This window comes from Alcanivorax nanhaiticus (assembly GCF_000756665.1).
Lineage (GTDB): Bacteria > Pseudomonadota > Gammaproteobacteria > Pseudomonadales > Alcanivoracaceae > Alcanivorax > Alcanivorax nanhaiticus.
The window spans coordinates 1-17025 of the sequence record NZ_ARXV01000005.1 but is presented as its reverse complement, the minus strand read 5'-3'; the positions used below and the strand labels follow the sequence as shown (position 1 = coordinate 17025).

Sequence of the window (17025 nt, the reverse complement as noted above, 5' to 3'; positions counted from 1 at the left end):
GCGCAGAGACAGGTTTGCGCCCATTTCAGCCCCTGGCTTATTCGCCCAGTACCGCCTTGCGGATTTCCAGGTGATCTTCGGCGGCCAGGCGTGGACCAAATTCTGTCACCAGTCTGGCAGACGCGACGGAGGCCAGCTTGCCGGCGGTAGCAAAGTCATGACCATGAGTGATGGCGTACAGGAAAGCACCAGCAAACAGATCTCCCGCTCCATTCGTATCGACGGCTTTCACTTCCACAGGGTCAATGCGGTGCGTATCGATGCCGTCCCAAACCAGGGCACCTTTCGCGCCAAGGGTAATGACGGCAGAACGGCATACCGCTTTCAGGGCTTCGAGTGCTGCTTCTACGCTATCGGTGTCGGTAAAGCCGGTAGCTTCCGCTTCATTGCAGAACAGCAGGTCCACGCCGTCACCGAGCATTTCGGTAAGGCCATCCTTGAAGAATTGCACCATGGCCGGATCGGAGAAGGTCAGCGAGGTTTTGACACCATGCTTTTCCGCCAGCTGGCGCAGTTTGACGGTGGCTGCACGGGAGCCTTCACCACTGACCAGGTAGCCTTCCAGATACACATAGCGGCTGGCAGCGATGGCCGCTTCGTCCAGATCCTTTTCTGAAACCTCGCTGGAAATACCCAGATAAGTATTCATGGTGCGTTCGGCATCGGGGGTGAGCATGACCAGACATTTGCCGGAAATGCCGCTGTCGCGGTTACCGTTCATGTTAGTGTCGACCCCGGCCGCAGTAAGATCGTTGACGAAAATATCGCCGGTCGCATCACTGGCGACTTTGCACGCATAGTAGCCGCTGCCACCAAAGTAGCGTGCGGCGACCACCGTGTTACAGGCCGAGCCGCCGCTGACCTGTTTATGGGGCTCGGCTTCATCGGCCAGCGCGGTCAGCAATTCGGTCTGGCGAGCTTCATCCACCAGGGTCATCAAGCCCTTGCCGATTTCCATGCGTTCCAGAAAGGCGTCACTGACCTCGATTTCGGTATCCACCAGGGCATTGCCGAGGGCATAAACGTCATATTTCTTGGTCATGGAGGCTCCGTGTCGCGTTATGGGCTTGTAAGGGCGGCTATTATGGGCTGCTGAGAGCCAGTTGCAAAACCTGACCTGCCGATGCGCGGAACATAATGCGTATCCTGCACTCATAAAATACCCACACTATTCTCTATACTGCGTCCCCATGGCTAAAAACACGAAAAAGACCCCGGCGCGATCGCGGGGGCAATCACCACGCAAGAAAACGCCGGCCCGAAAGAAAAAGACGGCCAGCCGTCGCTGGTTCAGTTGGGCGTTTGTGGCCAAGGTGTCACTGGTCTTGCTGGTCATCGGGGCGGCAGGGATGGCGTATCTGGATGCCATGGTTCGACAGCGTTTTGATGCCCATGTCTGGCAGCTGCCCGCGCGGGTGTATGCGCGCCCGGTAGAGCTGTATGAGGGGCGGGTATTGTCCAGAGAAGACATGCTCAAGCTGCTCGACCTGATGCGTTATCGCAAGGATTCCAGGGCTTCTACCCCAGGCAGTTTTTCGGCCCAGGGTAACAGCTTGTTGATTCACACCCGGGGTTTTCACGACAGTGACGGCGGGGAAAAGCCGCGCCGTATTCGCCTGTCTCTCTCTGGCGGGCAGATTCAGTTTCTACAGGCTGGGGGCGATGGACTTGCCCGTCTGGAGCCGCTGCAAATCGGCAGTATTCATCCTCAGCATGCGGAAGACCGGGTGCTGGTTCCCTTGGAGGAGGTGCCACCGCTGTTGGTGGAGATGCTGATCGCCACCGAAGACCAGGGCTTTTACGACCACCATGGGGTCTCTTTGCGCGGTCTGGCCCGCGCCATGCTGGCTAACCTGAAAGCCGGAAGGTTAGTGCAGGGTGGTAGTACCCTGACGCAGCAGCTGGTGAAAAATTTCTGGCTTACCTCCGACCGCACCTTGTCACGCAAGCTGTTGGAAATGCCTATGGCATTGCTGCTGGAGCTGCATTACAGCAAGCAGCAAATCCTTGAGGCTTACCTGAATGAGGTCTATCTGGGTCAGGACGGCGCTCGCGCCATCCATGGCATGGGGTTGGGAGCCCAGTTCCTGTTCGGGCGTCCTTTACAGGAGCTTGAACCTCATCAGCTGGCCACGCTGGTGGCGCTGCTGAAGGGGCCCAGCTGGTACGATCCCCGCCGTCGTCCTGAGCGGGCGCTGGAACGCCGTAATACGGTGCTCGGGGTGGCGGTGGAACAGGGCGCGCTGTCCCAGGCCGATTTTGATAAATACAGTGCCCGGCCGCTGGAAGTGGTACCGCGGGGGGCTTCCGCACTGTATGCCTTCCCTGCCTTTATTGATTTGGTGCGGCGACAGCTGGCGCGGGATTACCCGCCGGAAGTCCTCAGCGATGAGGGGCTGAATATTCACTCGACTCTGGACGTGTTGGCCCAGCTGGCCGCTGAGGGTGCACTGAAAGAACATCTCGATAACCGTGACCCGAAACAGGACAAGAAACTGAACGGTGCCGTGGTGGTGGTGGCTCCCGCTCAGGGTGATGTGCTGGCTCTGGTGAGTAACCGTAACTCGCGAGAGGCGGGCTTTAACCGTGCGCTGGATGCCCAACGTCCCATGGGGTCGCTGGCCAAGCCGGCGGTTATTCTCTCTGCTGTTCAGCAGCCCCAGAAATGGTCGTTGGCAACTCTGGTGGAAGACGGTCCGATTCAAGTGGCGATGCCAAATGGTGACCTGTGGGAGCCCCAAAACTTTGACAAGCAGGCGCGTGGGGCCATGCCGGTGGTGGATGTGCTGGCTCAGTCCAGGAACCAGGCCACTGCACGGCTTGGACTGGATGTGGGGCTGGATAAGGTGGCCGGCACCATGGAAACCCTGGGAGTGACCCGAAACGTACCTCGCTACCCAAGCATTCTGCTTGGCAGTCTGGCGCTCACCCCTTTTGAAGTGGCGATGATGTATCAGCCGCTGGCCACCGGCGGCTTCAGTACCCGGCTACGCTCCATTACCGATGTGCTGGATAAGGAAGGGCAGCCGTTGGCTCGTTACCCGGTCAGCGCGGACGAGGTGATTGAAGCGGGGCCGGCCTTCCTCACCCAATGGGCCATGCAGCAGGTGGTGGACAATGGCACCGCCCGTTCGGCTCGTGCTTATTTGCCCGAAGGGCTGAACGTGGCGGGCAAGACAGGCACCAGTGATGATTATCGTGATGCCTGGTTTGCCGGTTTCTCCGCCAACCATCTGGCGGTGGTCTGGGTCGGTCGGGATGACAATGGCAATGCTGGTATCACCGGTTCCAGTGGTGCACTGCCGGTATGGGCACGATTGATGGGCAAGCTGCCCCAGCGCAGCCTTTCCCAGAACCCGCCTGCCGGTGTGGAGTGGGTGTGGATGAACCCCAATGGCCAACAGGTCAGCGCAGAAGGGTGTGGCGATGCGCGCCGCTACCCGATGCTGGAAGCCTCAATTCCCCAGGATGCAGATGGCTGCGGGGCAGTGAAGCAAACCGGTAAGGGGATCAAGGGCTGGTTCAAGGGGTTGTTTGATTAGCGGGCCTTTTTGTGGGAATTTGCTGGCGAGCTGATTCGGTGTTTTCCGCTGCTTACTGGCAGCAAAGAGCTATCAGGATGAAAGCGATGCAGATGTTGTTTCGAGTACTGGTTGTGAGTTTTTGGCTGACCGGTTGTGCGGTGAGCGTTCCTGATGCTCCGACAGAACCCATGAGCGCTAGCGTTGAGCTGGAAGGGTCGCCAGCGTTGTCCCTGCTGCAGCGTGCCGAAACGGCTCGTCAGCAGGGAGAGACTGCGGCCGCGGAGCGTTATCTGGAGCGGGCATTGAATATCGCTCCGGACTCTTCCTGGCTGTACAAATCGCTGGCAGATCTGCGCTTGTTCGAAGGTGATGCCCGCAGTGCCGAAGGTTTTGCCCTGAAAGCGTTGCGGTTGGCGCCGGATCACCCGCAGTATCGTGCGGATCTGTGGGAGTTGGTTGCCACTGCGCGGGAGCGGCAGGGAGACAAGACTGGGGCAGACGAAGCCCGCCAGCATGCGGCTGATGCGTTGATGCCCGGTAAGCCGGTATGACCCCGGCGGTAGCGGCGACCAAAAAGGCAAAGGTGCCACATCAGCTGCTCAGCTATGAGCATGATCCCAAGGCGGAAAGTTACGGTCTGGAAGCAGCCGAAGTCTTGGGTTTGCCGCCTGAGCAAGTGTTCAAGACCCTGGTGGCACTGGTAGATGATGAGCCGGTGGTGGCCATGGTGCCGGTGATTTATCAGCTGGATCTCAAATTTCTCGCCAAGGCTCACGGCGGCAAGAAGGCGCAGATGTGTCCGGCGGACAAGGCGCAGCGCCTGACGGGTTATGTGCTCGGTGGGATCAGCCCGTTGGGCCAGAAAAAGCGGTTGCCTCTGTATCTTGAGCAAAGTGCCGGGACGCAGGAAACCCTCTATATGAGCGCCGGCCGGCGCGGCCTGGAAATCGCCATGGCGCCGCAGGACTTGCTAAAGCTCACCGGGGGAAAACTGGCCGAGCTGGTCCGCAATAAAAGCAGTAAGGAGTAACGAGAAGCGAGTTACGAGTTGCGAAAACCTTTAAACAATGCGGTTCTCCGCTTTTGCTTTTCGAAACTCGCTTCTCGCAACTCGAACCTGTTTCTTCAGACCTTCCCGAATGCCTTTCTTGCCGCCGCAATGGTGGCATCGATGTCCTCTTCGCTGTGTGCAGCAGACACAAAACCGGCTTCGAACGCGCTGGGTGCCAGATAGATGCCTTGATCCAGCATGGCGTGGAAGAAGCGGTTGAAGCGGTCGCTGTCGCAGGCCATTACTTCGGCAAAGCTGCTGACCCGGCTCTGGTCGGTGAAGAACAGACCGAACATGGCTCCAGCTTGAGCAGTGGTGAAAGCGACGCCTTCAGCATGGGCGGCTTCGGTGAGGCCATTGAGTAAACGGGTGGTCTTCTCTGTCAGGGCTTCGTGGAACCCAGGCTGGCTGATCAGCTTCAGGGTAGCGAGGCCGGCGGCCATGGCAACGGGGTTGCCGGACAGAGTGCCCGCCTGGTAGACCGGCCCCAGCGGGGCCAGATGCTCCATGATTTCCTTTTTGCCGCCGAAGGCCCCCACCGGCATGCCGCCACCAATAATCTTGCCCAGGGTGGTCATATCAGGAGTGATGTCATACATGGCCTGGGCACCGCCCAGAGCGACCCGGAAACCGGTCATCACTTCATCAAAAATCAGCACGCTGCCGTTGTCGTCGCAATACTTGCGCAGCGATTGCAGAAACGCCGGGGTGGGCGGCACGCAATTCATGTTGCCGGCCACGGGCTCAACGATCACGGCGGCAATGTCCGCGCCATATTCATTAAAGGCGGTTTCCACGGCAGCGGCATCGTTGTAGTTGAGCACCAGGGTGTCGGCAGTCACCGCTTCTGGCACACCCGGGGAACTGGGATTACCAAGTGTCAGGGCGCCGGAGCCGGCTTTTACCAGCAGGCTGTCCACGTGGCCGTGGTAGCAGCCTTCAAACTTGATGATCTTGTCGCGGCCGGTGTAGCCCCGAGCCAGACGGATGGCGCTCATGGTGGCTTCGGTGCCGGAGTTGACCATGCGTACCATGTCCATGGAGGGCACCAGTTCGCAGACCTTGTCGGCCATGGCGATCTCGGCAGCAGTCGGCGCGCCGAAGCTGAGGCCATTGTTTACGGCGGACTGCACCGCGCTGATGACCTCAGGGTGATTGTGGCCGAGGATCATTGGGCCCCAGGAGCCCACATAGTCGATGTAACGGTTGTCGTCTTCATCAAACAGGTAGGGACCCTCGGCCTGGTGGAAGAACACCGGGGTGCCACCGACGCCCTTGAATGCGCGTACCGGAGAGTTGACGCCTCCGGGGATGTGCTTCTGGGCCTGACGAAACAGTTTCTCGGATTGCTTGCGGGGCATGGTGTGTCTCCTGAATCTGGAACCCGAAAGGGTCAAAAAAGCGTGCTGATACGACGTGCAGCGGCTTCGATATCCGCCGGGTCGGAATGGCCGAACAGGGCCTCGATAACGGCCACGCTGGCGGCGCCAGCCTGGATCAGCAGGGGCGCATTATCCGCATTCACCCCGCCGATGGCTACCACGGGCAGATGAAACTCGCCGCAGGCCTGTTTCAGAGTGGCAATCTCGGCAGGGGGGGCTTGAGGCTTGGTGCGGGAGGGAAAGAAACGCCCCATGGCCAGGTAATCTGCGCCCGCAGCTGCTGCTTCCCGCGCCAGTGTCAGGTCACCGTGGCAGGTCACGCCGATAATGCGATTGTCGCCCAGCAGGGCGCGGGCGGTGGCGATGCCGCCATCGCTCTGACCGATATGGACACCATCTGCGTTCACTTCTGCGGCCAGTGCGGGGTCGTCATTGACGATGAACAATGCCTCGTATTCGTGGCAGAGCGCGCGCAGCTGGCTGGCCCGGCGACGGCGCAGGTCGGGGGGGGCGGTCTTGTCACGGTATTGCAGCAGCCTGGCACCGCCAAACAATGCCGCCTCGGCAGCCGGAAGCAGGTGCTCGTCCGGGGTCAGCGTCGGGTCAGTGATGGCATACAGCCCCTGGATGTTTTGCTTCATCAGCGGCGGTCCGGAACGTACTGGCCATGGCCGGGGCGGAAGGCGTTGCGTAGAAATCGATCCACGTGCGCTTGTCCATCGGCCACCGCATTGGCCAGCGATTCGCCGTGGCCGCGCAGGCAGGCGATGGAGGACGCCAGGGTGCAGCCGGAGCCGTGGTAACTATGCGGCAGGCGTTCCCATTGCCACTGCTGGGTGCCGCTGGCGGTGAACAGGTGATTGGTCACGTGAGCGGTGTCGTCATGGGTGCCGGTAATGAGTACCGACTGGCCGCTTGCTTGCACCAGTGCTTCGCCGCAGGACTGCACCCCTTGCAGGCCACTGAGTTGTTCCGCCTCTGGCAGGTTGGGGGTCATGACTTCGCACCGTGGAGCCAGCTGTTCCAGCATGACGTCGGCAAGGGATTCGCGGGTCAGGCTGCCACCCGCTTCGGCAGCCAGCACCGGGTCAAGCACCACCGGGACGCCGGGCAGGCGATCCAGCAGGCGAGCGATAAACTCGATAATCGCCACCGACCCGGTCATGCCGATCTTGACGGCCTGATACTCGATGTCATCCAGCAGGGCCTCTGCCTGTTGCTCCAGCAGGGCAATATCTGTGAGCTGGAAACCGCGTACATTCTGACTGTTTTGCACGGTCAGCCCGGTGATCAGGGTGGAAGCAAAGCCTCCCAGGGCTCGGATAGCCTCGATATCTGCATGGATGCCAGCTCCCCCGGAGGGGTCATGGCCGGCAATAACAAGAATATTCGGTTTCATTGGCGTGCCTGAGGCAAGGTGCCGGATGCCTGACAGCGGGTGCTGGATTGTCGTCCGGCGCTTGGTGGTCAGGCATCAGGCGTGATCAAAATGGACGAACTATGACGAGAATAACAATGGCGACCAACAGGAATACAGGAATCTCGTTGAAGATCCGGTAAAACTTGTCGCTCTTGGTGTTAGCGTCGTTAGCGAATTTTTTCATGTAGGTGAGACAAACATGGTGATAGCCGATCAACAGGAATACCAGTGTCAGTTTGGCATGCATCCAGCCGCTGCCCTTGTAGGCTTCCATGTTGGCCATGAACATCCACAGGCCCAGTACTACGGTGATGATCATGCTGGGGTTCATGATGCCCCGGTACAGCTTGCGCTCCATGATCTTGAAGCGATCCTTGCTGATCTGATCCTCGGCCATGGCGTGGTATACGAACAGGCGTGGCAGATAGAAGATGCCGGCAAACCAGCAGATAACGGCGATCAGGTGGATGGCCTTGATCCAGAGAAAGTGGTCGAGTGCGAACTGCATCGTTTGATCCTGTGGTTATGGCGTGTGGAATAGAAGTGGCGCTTTAGTCGGCGTACACTATACAGCCTTCCCATTCTCTATTTCGAATCCGTAAGGAGTCCTGTGAACAAGCGGCCTCGCCATCGTCGATTGTTGCGTTACTACCTGTTTCGCACGCGACGCGTCAGCCGCAGACAACTGGGCTCCTGGCAGGACTGGAAATTGCGCATGGTGTTCTGGACCGGCGCGATTCTGGTGGGGCTGCTGGTGGTGGCGTTTGCCTGGGTGGCCGAGCTGGCCTCTCACACCTTTACGCAGATTCATGATCGTTCCCCGTATCTCCCGGTGCTGGTGACCCCACTTGGCATGCTGCTGATTGTCTGGCTGATGCGTCAATTGGGCACGGAATCCCAGGGCAGTGGTATTCCCCAGGTGTTGGTGGTGCTCAAGCAGCGCTACCACTGGCTGCGGCCCACCTTTCTTTCCTTGCGCGTCATTTTTGGCAAATTCGTACTTACCTGCCTGGGGTTGCTGTGCGGGGCCAGTATCGGCCGCGAAGGGCCCAGTGTGCACATGGGTGCGGCGATGATGTACTCGGTGGGCCAGATTGGCAGGCTCAACCAGAAGTATGTGGATAATTCCCTGATTGTGGCGGGTGGTGCAGCGGGGGTGTCGGCGGCTTTTAACGCGCCCCTGGCGGGGATTGTGTTTGCCATTGAAGAGTTGGCAGGCTCCTTCGAGCAGCGCACCAGTGGTACCCTGATCCTGGCGATCATCCTGTCCGGGGTGGTGGTTTTGATGATCATGGGGCACTACAGCTTTTTCGGGCATCCGGGCGGAACGCTGGATATCACCAGGGACTGGCTGGCGATTGGGGTGACGGCGCTGGTGTGTGGTCTGTTTGGTGGTTTGTTCAGTCGCCTGCTTATTCGCGGCAGCCAGTTTCTCTCCCCTTATGCCAAGGCACACCCCTATCGCGTTGTGCTGATGTGTTCGCTGGTGCTGGTATTCCTCGGGCTCGCCACCGGGGGTGCGACTTACGGCAGTGGTTATGAGCAGGCGAGTACGCTGCTGGATGGCGAGCACCCGGGTAACTGGAGTTTTGCGCTGGCTAAAATGTCGGCCACGCTGGTGTCCTACTTCACCGGTATTCCGGGAGGGCTGTTCTCGCCGAGTCTCGCTGCCGGGGCAGGTTTTGGTAATGTAGTGGGCAGCTTTTTTCCGGACGTTTCGATAGTCGGACTTACGTTGGTGGCGATGGCGGCGTTTCTGGCAGCGGTCATTCAGCGTCCAATCACTTCCTTTGTGATCGTGATGGAGCTCACAGGCAACCGCCACGATATTCTGTTGCCATTAATGGCCGGGGCTTTCCTCTCCGCTGCGGTGGCCAAACTGGTCTGGGCGCGGCCGCTTTACGATTCTCTGGCCGAACGCATGGCCGATGGGCAGGGGATGGCATTGGAGAAACCTCGCGTCGAGGAAGCACAGGCAGAGGTTGGCAATGAAGAGAGCGAGCGCAAGCTGCCGGGCTAAAGTTGCTGAGGGCAGGCTGCGACGCCTATTATGCGTGGCCGCGCTTTGCGGTGAAGATGTTAACTGGTTGGAGTAAGCGATATGGCAACGGGGTCTGTCCTCAAGGTAGGGGTAGTTGGCGGTACCGGGTATACCGGGGTTGAGCTGCTGCGCCTGCTGGTCAATCACCCTCAGGCAGAGCTGGAGGTGATTACCTCCCGTGGCGATGCCGGCACGGCGGTGGCTGACATGTTCCCCTCGTTGCGTGGTCGCACGGATTTGGTGTTCTCCGAGCCGGATGTGACACGCCTTGCTCAATGCGATGTGGTGTTCTTTGCGACCCCCCACAACGTGGCCATGCGCATGATGCCCGAGCTGATGGACGCCGGCGTGCGGGTGGTGGATCTGTCTGCTGATTTTCGTCTGCGTGATCATGAGCTGTGGAGCGAGTGGTACGGTGAGCCCCATGCGTGCCCGGAATTGCTAGCCGAAGCTGTTTATGGCCTGCCTGAGGTCAACCGGGAAAAGATGCGTGATGCCCGGCTGGTGGCCTGTGCGGGCTGTTATCCCACGTCTATCCAGTTGGGATACCTGCCGTTGCTGGAAAATGGCTGGATCAAACCGGATCAGTTGATTGCCAACGCCGCCAGCGGGGCCAGTGGTGCAGGGAAAGGGGCTAAAGTGGCAATGTTGCTGGCGGAAGCTGGCGAAAGCTACAAAGCCTATGGGGCCAGCGGTCACCGTCACTTGCCCGAGATCGAACAGGGGCTCGCCGACATCGCAGGAGGTCCGGTCAAGGCGACTTTTGTGCCGCACCTGATTCCCATGATCCGTGGCATTCACGCCACGTTGTATGGTCAGTTGGTGGAGGGCGCGCCATCACTGGAAGAGATGCAGGCGGCCTATGAAGCTCGCTATGCCAACGAGCCATTCGTGGACGTGATGCCGTTAGGCAGTCATCCGGAAACCCGCTTTGTGAAAGGGGCCAATACCTGTCGTATCGCGTTGCATCAGCCGCGGGGTGAGAATGTGATTGTGGTGCTGTCCGTGATCGATAATCTGGTCAAGGGTGCGTCCGGTCAGGCTGTGCAGGCAATGAATATCATGTTTGGTCTGGATGAGGCGGCGGGGCTTTCTGTGGTTCCGCTGGCACCCTGATTATGGCGAAGAAACCGAAAAGCCGGGCGGGTATCGACGATGTTGTGTTGATTCCGGTAAGCCCTTCCCAGCGAAAAAAGCGCCGCCGCTTGCTCATTAGCGGTGCCATCGTGGCGGCGTTGGTGCTGTTCTTTGGCGGGTTGTGGAGTGGTAACAGCGGTGCTCTCGATACGTCGGAAACCAATCGTCGGTTACGGGCAGAGCTGAAGAGCCAGTCCCGGGAGTTGGAGGCCGCGCGCAATGAGCTTGCCCTGTACCGTACGGACACGGAAGTGACCCAGCAGGCCCGTGAAAATCTGCGTCAGGAGATCAAAGGCTTACGCGATCAGGCGGCTGAGCTGGAAGAGGCGGTGGCGTTCTACAAGAATGTGATGGCTCCAGGGGGCAGCGAGCGGGGTATGCAGATCGAGAAGTTGACCCTGCAGCCCACCGAGAAAGAGGGTGAGTACAGTTACAAAGTGGTGCTGGTCCAGTCCGGCGATAACCGTAATTATCTGTCCGGTGACATTTCCCTGACCCTGCGCGGCAGCCGCGACGGTCAGGCCATCAAGCTGTCTGGTAGCGATTGGTTGAACGACGGAAGTGAGACGCGCTTCCGGTTTCGCTATTTTCAGGAGCTGAATGGGCGCTTTATTCTGCCAGAAGGGGTGGAGATTATTGCGCTGGACGTGGATGCTGAGAGCGGCGGCAGAAACCGTTACGAAACACAGAAAACCATAAAGTGGCAGTAGGAGAGACGTGTGCTAGGGCGAGACAAGAAAAATGCAGCTTCCAGTGGTGGAGCTGCGTCCCAGGATTACCGGAACCATACCCTCATTGCCCCCAGCGCCAAGGTTAGCGGGGATGTTGAGTTCACCGGTGGCTTGCATGTTCAAGGCACGGTGGAAGGCAATATCAGTGTCGGCAAGGAAGGTGGCCGTCTGATTATTGGTGAAACCGGGGTGGTCAAAGGCGAAATTCAGGTGCCTCAGGTGGTCATCAATGGTCGCGTCGAAGGAGATGTCCACGCCACTGAAAATCTGGAGCTGGCGGAAAAGGCATCCGTTGAAGGCAATGTCTATTACCTGATGATCGAGATGGTCATGGGGGCTCGGGTCAACGGCAAGCTGGTTCGCCTTGATGATGAGCGCCGCAATCTGCCTGCGCCCGATAAAAAAGGCGAAAAGGTCGAAGCAGGCAAGCAGGCGGCCGCGGATAATTCTTGACTGTTTTAGTCGGGTACTGGAACATAGTGAACCCGCTGTCTGAACAAGACAGCGGGTTTTCTGTCTTTATAGCATTAGCGAGAGTATGACCGAGCAAGCCCCGATCTCATTCACTGACGCCGCCGCTGCCAAGGTAAAAGAGCTGCGCGACGACGAAGGTAATCCTGAACTCAAGCTGCGGGTGTATATCACCGGGGGCGGCTGTGCCGGATTTTCCTATGGCTTCACCTTTGATGAAGCGGTGAACGACGATGACACCATCGTCGAGAAAGACGGTGTCACCTTGCTGGTAGACGCCATGAGCATTCAGTATCTGGATGGTTCCCAGGTGGACTATGAGAAAGGTCTGATGGGTTCCCGCTTCGTGGTCAGCAACCCCAACGCCGCCACCACCTGTGGCTGCGGCTCCTCCTTTTCGGTCTGATTCTGGCGTTCCGTGGGAGCGGTGGTTCCACCGCGATACTCACGTTTCCGAGTGACATACCCTGCCAGCCTCTTTCGCGGTCGAACGACCGCTCCCACAGGGCTTCTGCCTGTTGCGCCTCTTGCTGTCATAAAACCTTAACCAGTTGATCAACATTTCGTCGTTTTTGGGGTGGAAACTAAACCCATGATGACGACAAAACCGACATTTCAGAAAATGACCGCCGCCGATACCCGGGCCATGTGCTGGCTGTTGCAGCAGCCTCAGGCCGAGCGTCGCGCGCGGATGGCTCGCCAGATCTCCCGGTTGGGTGACGGCCCTTTCTATGTGGCGCTGACCTTGTTGATCTGGTGGTTCGATAAGGAAGGCGGAAGCTTGTTTGCGCTCACGGCCATGGCTGCCTATGCCCTTGAAGTGCCGCTGTTTGTGGGGCTCAAACACCTGATTCAGCGACCACGCCCGGCAGATGCATTGGAAAGTCTGTCGGCGTTCATTCAGCCGGCGGACCGTTTCAGCTTCCCCTCCGGACATACCGCTGCCGCCTTCGTGATGGCAACCTTGCTGTGTGTGTTCTATCCGCCGGTAATGGCGTTGGCGCTGGGGCTGGCGGTGATGGTGGGGCTGTCCCGGGTGCTGCTGGGCGTTCACTATCCCTCGGACATCCTCGCTGGTGCTACCCTGGGCTTCAGTTGCGCCATGATCGGCCTCTGGTTGGTTTGAGGGGCTAGCTACGAGCTACGAGCTACTAGCTGCGAGGTGTAGGAAAAGCCGGAGCAAGATTCGCTGCGGTGCGCTGCGTCTGGGCGAGGGTAAAAGCAACGCCGAAGCGCGGCCCAGGAGTTTGTCGGTTGGCGCAATCCTTGGTTCGCGTCTGGTAGCTCATAGCTCATAGCTCGTAGCTAGTAGCTGCTCTTACGGCAGTGTGACCTGTCCCAGAATGGCTTCCCTTGATGCCCCGGTGACCACGGGCGCGTTACCCGGTTTCTCCTCAAGTCGAGCCCATGCCAGCCAGGCAAAGGCTGCCGCTTCTACCCAGTCCGGGTCCAGGCCAGCGTTAGCGGTGCTTTCAACCGGGACGCCACTATTTTGCTTGAGACGCTCCAGCAGGTCCTGATTATGGGCGCCGCCGCCGCAGATCAGCATTCGCTGCGGGGCAAATTCGGCCAGACTGTCATGGATGCTGCGTGCTGTCAGTTCAGCCAGTGTTGCCTGCAGGTTCTCGGCAGGCAGATCGTTTTCCAGGTGCTGGGTGAGCCACTGACGATTGAAGCGCTCCCGGCCCGTGCTTTTCGGCGGCGGCTGACGGAAATACGGATCACGAAGCAGTCGCTTGAGTAGCGGCTTGTTGACCTTGCCGCTGGCCGCCCAGCAGCCTCCTGCATCATAGGGGGTGCCATTGTGTAGCTGGTTCCACAGGTCCAGCAGCACGTTGCCGGGGCCGGTATCGAATCCGCCCACCAGCGTTTCTCCGTCCAGCAGAGAGGCATTGGCCATGCCGCCGATATTCACCACGGCGCGTCGCTCGCCATCCACGCCAAACAGGCGGCTGTGGAATGGGGGAACAAGGGGGGCGCCCTGACCGCCAAGCGCCATATCCTTATTGCGGAAGTTGCTGACCACCGGAATGCCGGTGGCGCAGGCCAGGGTGTCCGGGCAGCCAAGCTGAATGCTGAAACCGTCTGGTCCTGGCCTGTGGCGCACGGTCTGCCCGTGGCAGCCAATGGCGTTGATCTGGCAGGCGGCTACGCCCGCACTCTCAAGTAGTGCATGGCAGGCCTCGGCATAGACTCGGCCGAGCTGGCGGCTGACTTTGCCTGCGCTATCCAGCTCGCTGTCGCCGGGTTGGCACAGGGCCAGAATGTCTGCTGCTAGAGAGGCGGGGAGGTCGTGGCTATGGCTGGAAACCAGAGTGAAATCCTGGTCGCTGACTTCAGCCAGCACCGCGTCGACCCCGTCGACGCTGGTGCCGGTCATCAAGCCGATATAAAGCTTAGAAGACATCGCTGCTGGCCAGGGTTGCGGCTTCGGCAAACAGGGTCATCTGTGCCTTGAGCCGGTTGGCGGCGATCAGGAATTCCGAGCGCTCGTTGTCATTGATGCCCCGAGCCTTGGGAAGAGGCACGGTTTGCGGGTTGCGATGCACCCCGTTGATACGGAATTCATAATGCAAGTGAGGACCGGTGGCCAGGCCGGAAGAGCCGACATAGCCGATGGTTTGCCCCTGTTTCACCCGTTTGCCGACCCGAATGCCCTTGGCAAAGCTGCGCATGTGGGCATACAGGGTGGTGTAGATCTGGCCATGTTTGAGAATGATGACGTTGCCGTAACCCCCCTTGACCCCGGCAAAGATGACTTTGCCGTCTCCGGCGGCGCGGATCGGAGTGCCAGATGGCGCTGCATAGTCGGTGCCCTTGTGGGCGCGAATTCGGTTGAGTACCGGATGCTTGCGGCTCAGATTGAAGCGTGAGCTGATGCGGGCAAAGGCGACTGGTGTGCGGATGAACTCCTTGCGCATCGAATCGCCCTTGATATCCAGGTATTCCACATCGCCGGACAGGGTTTCATAGCGAAATGCGGACAGGTGACGGCCCTGATTCCAGAACTCCGCCATCAGAATATCGCCTTCTCCCACTTTTTCGCCGTCCAGATACAGTTCTTCATAGAGCACCCGGAACTGGTCGCCTTTGCGGATATCCAGGACGAAGTCCACGTCCCAGGCGAAGAGCTCCGCCAGTTGCATGGTCAGTCGATCACTGATGCCTGCAGCGGCGCCAGCCAGGAACAGTGAATTGGTGATTTCGGCCTGAGCAAAGCGAGTTTGTTTCTGATATTCCCGCTGGCTGAGGCGTGCCGTCCAGCCGCCGCCAGTGAGTTTGGCGGTCAGCGTTTCTACCCGCGAGGGGTTGTAGCGAACGCCTCGCAGTGCGCCATCTTCGCTGACGATAACCTCCAGCTGCTCTCCGGGGCGCAGTTTGGTCAGGCGTGCCAGCTTTTCATCGCTGTTGATCAGAGCGTACACCTGACCAGCACCAACCCCCAGAGGGTGAAGCAGGGAGGAGAGGCTGTCGCCGGGTTTAACCGTCAGCGTCTGCCATTGAGGGCCTTTGGGAGGGGAGGGTTGTTCGGGTGCTGGCGCAGTGGTGATGGATCGGGCAGGCAATTCCAGGGTTTTGGTGGCTTGCTGAGGTGCCGGCGCATCGGGTTGAAGGGCGACGATAATGACGCCACCGAGGACCACCATGGCCAGCAGTAAATGGGTGCGGGGAAACTGGCGCACCAGTCTGCCGACAGCAGAGAAAAATTGTTTCATGAAAATCGCGGGATCTGGTTGGGTGAAAGCGTGCCGAGAGTAACAGAGACACAACGAAAAACAGACCTGCAAAGATACCTGCCTTCTCTGGCCGCATTCAAGTGCTACAATGGCGCGCTTTCACGGGGGCGCAGCCCCCAACCCAGATAGCCGCAGATCAGCAGAGGTAGGCATGGCCACGGTGGACGAACAACTGGCGCTCATTTCCCGAGGGGCGGATGAAATCATCCAGGAAGACGAATTGCGGGAAAAGCTGGCTTCTGGCCGCCCCCTGCGCGTCAAGGCGGGGTTCGATCCGACAGCACCGGATTTGCACCTTGGCCATACGGTGCTGATCAACAAATTGCGCCAGTTCCAGGAGCTGGGACATGAGGTGATCTTTCTGATTGGTGATTTCACCGGCATGATCGGTGATCCTACAGGCAAGAGCGCGACTCGCCCGCCGCTGAGCCGCGAAGATGTGCTGCGCAATGCGGAGACCTATAAAGAGCAGGTATTCAAGATTCTGGATCCCGCCAAGACCCGGGTGGAATTCAATTCCAGCTGGATGAATGAGATCGGCGCGGCGGGAATGATCAAGCTGGCCGGTCAGTACACTGTGGCGCGGATGCTGGAACGTGATGATTTCGACAAGCGCTACAAGGGAAATCAGCCCATTGCCATTCATGAGTTCCTGTACCCGCTGGTGCAAGGCTATGACTCTGTGGCGCTGGAGGCGGATGTGGAGCTGGGCGGCACGGATCAAAAGTTCAACCTGTTGATGGGGCGTACACTGCAGAAGTCTCATGGCCAGGCACCGCAGATTTGCCTGACCATGCCCATTCTGGAGGGCCTGGACGGGGTGCAAAAGATGTCCAAGTCGCTGGGTAACTATGTTGGGGTAAATGATGCCCCCGGTGATATGTACAGAAAGTTGCTGTCGCTTCCGGATGATTTGACCTGGCGCTACTATGAGCTGCTGAGTGCCTGCTCTAATGAGGAGCTGGAGGCCATTAAGGTTGAGGCGGACAAGCTCGGTACGCCCCAGGAGGCAAAGAAGCGCTTTGCGCTGGAAATGGTGACACGCTTCCATGGGGCAGAGGCGGCGGAAGCTGCACCCAAGTCTGCAGGTAACCAGATTGCGCTTGGTGAGATCCCGGACAATGTGCCCGAAGTGGTGGTGGAGCTGGGTGATCAGGCCGATATCCATATCGTGCCGCTGCTCCGTGAGGCTGGACTGGCCCAGAACGGTAAGGCGGCCAAGGATGTATTTGCCCGTGGTGCGGTGTATCTGGATGGGGAGAAGCTCTCCGAGGAGCGAACTTTCCGTGCCGGCGATAGCCATGTCATTCAGGCGGGCAAGAAAAAGATCGCCAAAGTGATCATTAAGTAACCAAAAATGGCCCTTTTAGGGCCTTTTTGGGTAGAAAATGAACGTTCGGCAAGTTTTTTAAAAAAAGTGCGAAAAAGGGTTTGACTCCCACGGGGAAATCCCTAGAATGCGCACTCCTCGACGGGGCAACAACGAAACACGGCGCCACGAACGAGACGCTCTTTAACAATCAGGCAAGCA

General features: G+C 59.0%; 17 protein-coding genes. 10 read left to right on the top strand and 7 right to left on the bottom strand.

The features are described from left to right. Positions 1–37: 37 nt before the first annotated feature. Positions 38–1042: an adenosine kinase gene (locus Y5S_RS07565; protein ID WP_035231912.1), complete on the bottom strand. Its 1005-nt coding sequence runs from the start codon at positions 1040–1042 to the stop codon at positions 38–40. A 148-nt stretch (positions 1043–1190) separates the two neighbouring features. On the opposite strand from Y5S_RS07565, the gene mrcB reads away from it, so the two are divergent. The 3 genes from mrcB to ybaK all read left to right on the top strand — a co-directional run bounded on the left by mrcB (position 1191) and on the right by ybaK (position 4554). Beyond that, a complete protein-coding gene (gene mrcB, locus Y5S_RS07560; protein ID WP_035231910.1) occupies positions 1191–3542 on the top strand; it encodes a penicillin-binding protein 1B in 2352 nt (783 codons plus the stop codon). A 77-nt stretch (positions 3543–3619) separates the two neighbouring features. Further along, positions 3620–4075 carry a tetratricopeptide repeat protein gene (locus Y5S_RS07555; protein ID WP_035231908.1) on the top strand — a complete coding sequence of 152 codons (456 nt, stop codon included), beginning with the start codon at positions 3620–3622 and terminating at the stop codon, positions 4073–4075. Further along, a complete protein-coding gene (gene ybaK / locus Y5S_RS07550) occupies positions 4072–4554 on the top strand; it encodes a Cys-tRNA(Pro) deacylase (RefSeq protein WP_035231907.1) in 483 nt (160 codons plus the stop codon). The genes Y5S_RS07555 and ybaK overlap by 4 nt, the downstream gene beginning before the upstream one ends. A gap of 95 nt (positions 4555–4649) precedes the next feature. Here the strand turns inward: ybaK and hemL are convergent, their stop codons facing one another. From hemL to hemJ, 4 genes are all read right to left on the bottom strand, one after another. Beyond that, positions 4650–5936 (bottom strand): glutamate-1-semialdehyde 2,1-aminomutase, encoded by a 1287-nt coding sequence (hemL, locus tag Y5S_RS07545; RefSeq protein WP_035231905.1) that lies wholly within the window; start codon positions 5934–5936, stop codon positions 4650–4652. Between the two features lie 32 nt (positions 5937–5968). Beyond that, positions 5969–6598, bottom strand: coding sequence for a thiamine phosphate synthase (thiE, locus tag Y5S_RS07540; protein WP_035231903.1), 630 nt, complete (start codon positions 6596–6598; stop codon positions 5969–5971). Continuing rightward, positions 6598–7356, bottom strand: coding sequence for a bifunctional hydroxymethylpyrimidine kinase/phosphomethylpyrimidine kinase (gene thiD / locus Y5S_RS07535; RefSeq protein ID WP_035231900.1), 759 nt, complete (start codon positions 7354–7356; stop codon positions 6598–6600). Before thiD ends, thiE begins: the two co-directional genes overlap by 1 nt. A gap of 85 nt (positions 7357–7441) precedes the next feature. Beyond that, positions 7442–7885, bottom strand: a complete 444-nt coding sequence (gene hemJ, locus Y5S_RS07530) for a protoporphyrinogen oxidase HemJ (protein ID WP_035231898.1) — start codon at positions 7883–7885, stop codon at positions 7442–7444. A 102-nt stretch (positions 7886–7987) separates the two neighbouring features. Here hemJ and Y5S_RS07525 point away from each other — a divergent pair, with 102 nt between their 5' ends. The 6 genes from Y5S_RS07525 (at position 7988) to Y5S_RS07500 (ending at position 12883) form a co-directional block, all read left to right on the top strand. Continuing rightward, the gene (locus Y5S_RS07525; RefSeq protein WP_035231897.1) at positions 7988–9397 is read left to right on the top strand and encodes a chloride channel protein; all 1410 of its coding nucleotides are present in this window, start codon (positions 7988–7990) and stop codon (positions 9395–9397) included. An 81-nt stretch (positions 9398–9478) separates the two neighbouring features. Beyond that, positions 9479–10534 carry an N-acetyl-gamma-glutamyl-phosphate reductase gene (argC, locus tag Y5S_RS07520; RefSeq protein WP_035231896.1) on the top strand — a complete coding sequence of 352 codons (1056 nt, stop codon included), beginning with the start codon at positions 9479–9481 and terminating at the stop codon, positions 10532–10534. A gap of 2 nt (positions 10535–10536) precedes the next feature. After that, entirely contained in the window at positions 10537–11265 is a 729-nt protein-coding gene (locus Y5S_RS07515; protein ID WP_035231893.1) for a DUF6776 family protein, read from the top strand. 9 nt (positions 11266–11274) lie between these two features. Beyond that, positions 11275–11739, top strand: a complete 465-nt coding sequence (locus Y5S_RS07510) for a bactofilin family protein (protein ID WP_035231890.1) — start codon at positions 11275–11277, stop codon at positions 11737–11739. A gap of 85 nt (positions 11740–11824) precedes the next feature. Next, positions 11825–12163, top strand: coding sequence for an iron-sulfur cluster insertion protein ErpA (erpA, locus tag Y5S_RS07505; protein ID WP_052041459.1), 339 nt, complete (start codon positions 11825–11827; stop codon positions 12161–12163). Between the two features lie 186 nt (positions 12164–12349). Beyond that, entirely contained in the window at positions 12350–12883 is a 534-nt protein-coding gene (locus tag Y5S_RS07500; RefSeq protein WP_231552651.1) for a phosphatase PAP2 family protein, read from the top strand. Between the two features lie 192 nt (positions 12884–13075). Here the strand turns inward: Y5S_RS07500 and Y5S_RS07495 are convergent, their stop codons facing one another. After that, positions 13076–14164, bottom strand: coding sequence for an anhydro-N-acetylmuramic acid kinase (locus Y5S_RS07495; protein WP_035231886.1), 1089 nt, complete (start codon positions 14162–14164; stop codon positions 13076–13078). Continuing rightward, positions 14154–15473 (bottom strand): peptidoglycan DD-metalloendopeptidase family protein, encoded by a 1320-nt coding sequence (locus Y5S_RS07490; protein ID WP_052041457.1) that lies wholly within the window; start codon positions 15471–15473, stop codon positions 14154–14156. Before Y5S_RS07490 ends, Y5S_RS07495 begins: the two co-directional genes overlap by 11 nt. Positions 15474–15645: 172 nt before the next feature. On the opposite strand from Y5S_RS07490, the gene tyrS reads away from it, so the two are divergent. Beyond that, positions 15646–16845 carry a tyrosine--tRNA ligase gene (gene tyrS / locus Y5S_RS07485; RefSeq protein ID WP_035231884.1) on the top strand — a complete coding sequence of 400 codons (1200 nt, stop codon included), beginning with the start codon at positions 15646–15648 and terminating at the stop codon, positions 16843–16845. The last annotated feature ends 180 nt before the right edge of the window (positions 16846–17025 follow it).

Excerpts from the sequence above, each read along its gene's own strand:
- Y5S_RS07565 (WP_035231912.1), bottom strand. The coding sequence starts at position 1,042 with ATGACCAAGAAATATGACGTTTATGCCCTCGGCAATGCCCTGGTGGAT.
- Y5S_RS07515 (WP_035231893.1), top strand. The coding sequence starts at position 10,537 with ATGGCGAAGAAACCGAAAAGCCGGGCGGGTATCGACGATGTTGTGTTG.
- hemJ (WP_035231898.1), bottom strand. The coding sequence starts at position 7,885 with ATGCAGTTCGCACTCGACCACTTTCTCTGGATCAAGGCCATCCACCTG.
- Y5S_RS07555 (WP_035231908.1), top strand. The coding sequence starts at position 3,620 with ATGAAAGCGATGCAGATGTTGTTTCGAGTACTGGTTGTGAGTTTTTGG.
- hemL (WP_035231905.1), bottom strand. The coding sequence starts at position 5,936 with ATGCCCCGCAAGCAATCCGAGAAACTGTTTCGTCAGGCCCAGAAGCAC.
- Y5S_RS07495 (WP_035231886.1), bottom strand. The coding sequence starts at position 14,164 with ATGTCTTCTAAGCTTTATATCGGCTTGATGACCGGCACCAGCGTCGAC.
- Y5S_RS07500 (WP_231552651.1), top strand. The coding sequence starts at position 12,350 with ATGATGACGACAAAACCGACATTTCAGAAAATGACCGCCGCCGATACC.
- thiE (WP_035231903.1), bottom strand. The coding sequence starts at position 6,598 with ATGAAGCAAAACATCCAGGGGCTGTATGCCATCACTGACCCGACGCTG.
- tyrS (WP_035231884.1), top strand. The coding sequence starts at position 15,646 with ATGGCCACGGTGGACGAACAACTGGCGCTCATTTCCCGAGGGGCGGAT.
- Y5S_RS07490 (WP_052041457.1), bottom strand. The coding sequence starts at position 15,473 with ATGAAACAATTTTTCTCTGCTGTCGGCAGACTGGTGCGCCAGTTTCCC.
- thiD (WP_035231900.1), bottom strand. The coding sequence starts at position 7,356 with ATGAAACCGAATATTCTTGTTATTGCCGGCCATGACCCCTCCGGGGGA.
- erpA (WP_052041459.1), top strand. The coding sequence starts at position 11,825 with ATGACCGAGCAAGCCCCGATCTCATTCACTGACGCCGCCGCTGCCAAG.
- argC (WP_035231896.1), top strand. The coding sequence starts at position 9,479 with ATGGCAACGGGGTCTGTCCTCAAGGTAGGGGTAGTTGGCGGTACCGGG.
- mrcB (WP_035231910.1), top strand. The coding sequence starts at position 1,191 with ATGGCTAAAAACACGAAAAAGACCCCGGCGCGATCGCGGGGGCAATCA.
- ybaK (WP_035231907.1), top strand. The coding sequence starts at position 4,072 with ATGACCCCGGCGGTAGCGGCGACCAAAAAGGCAAAGGTGCCACATCAG.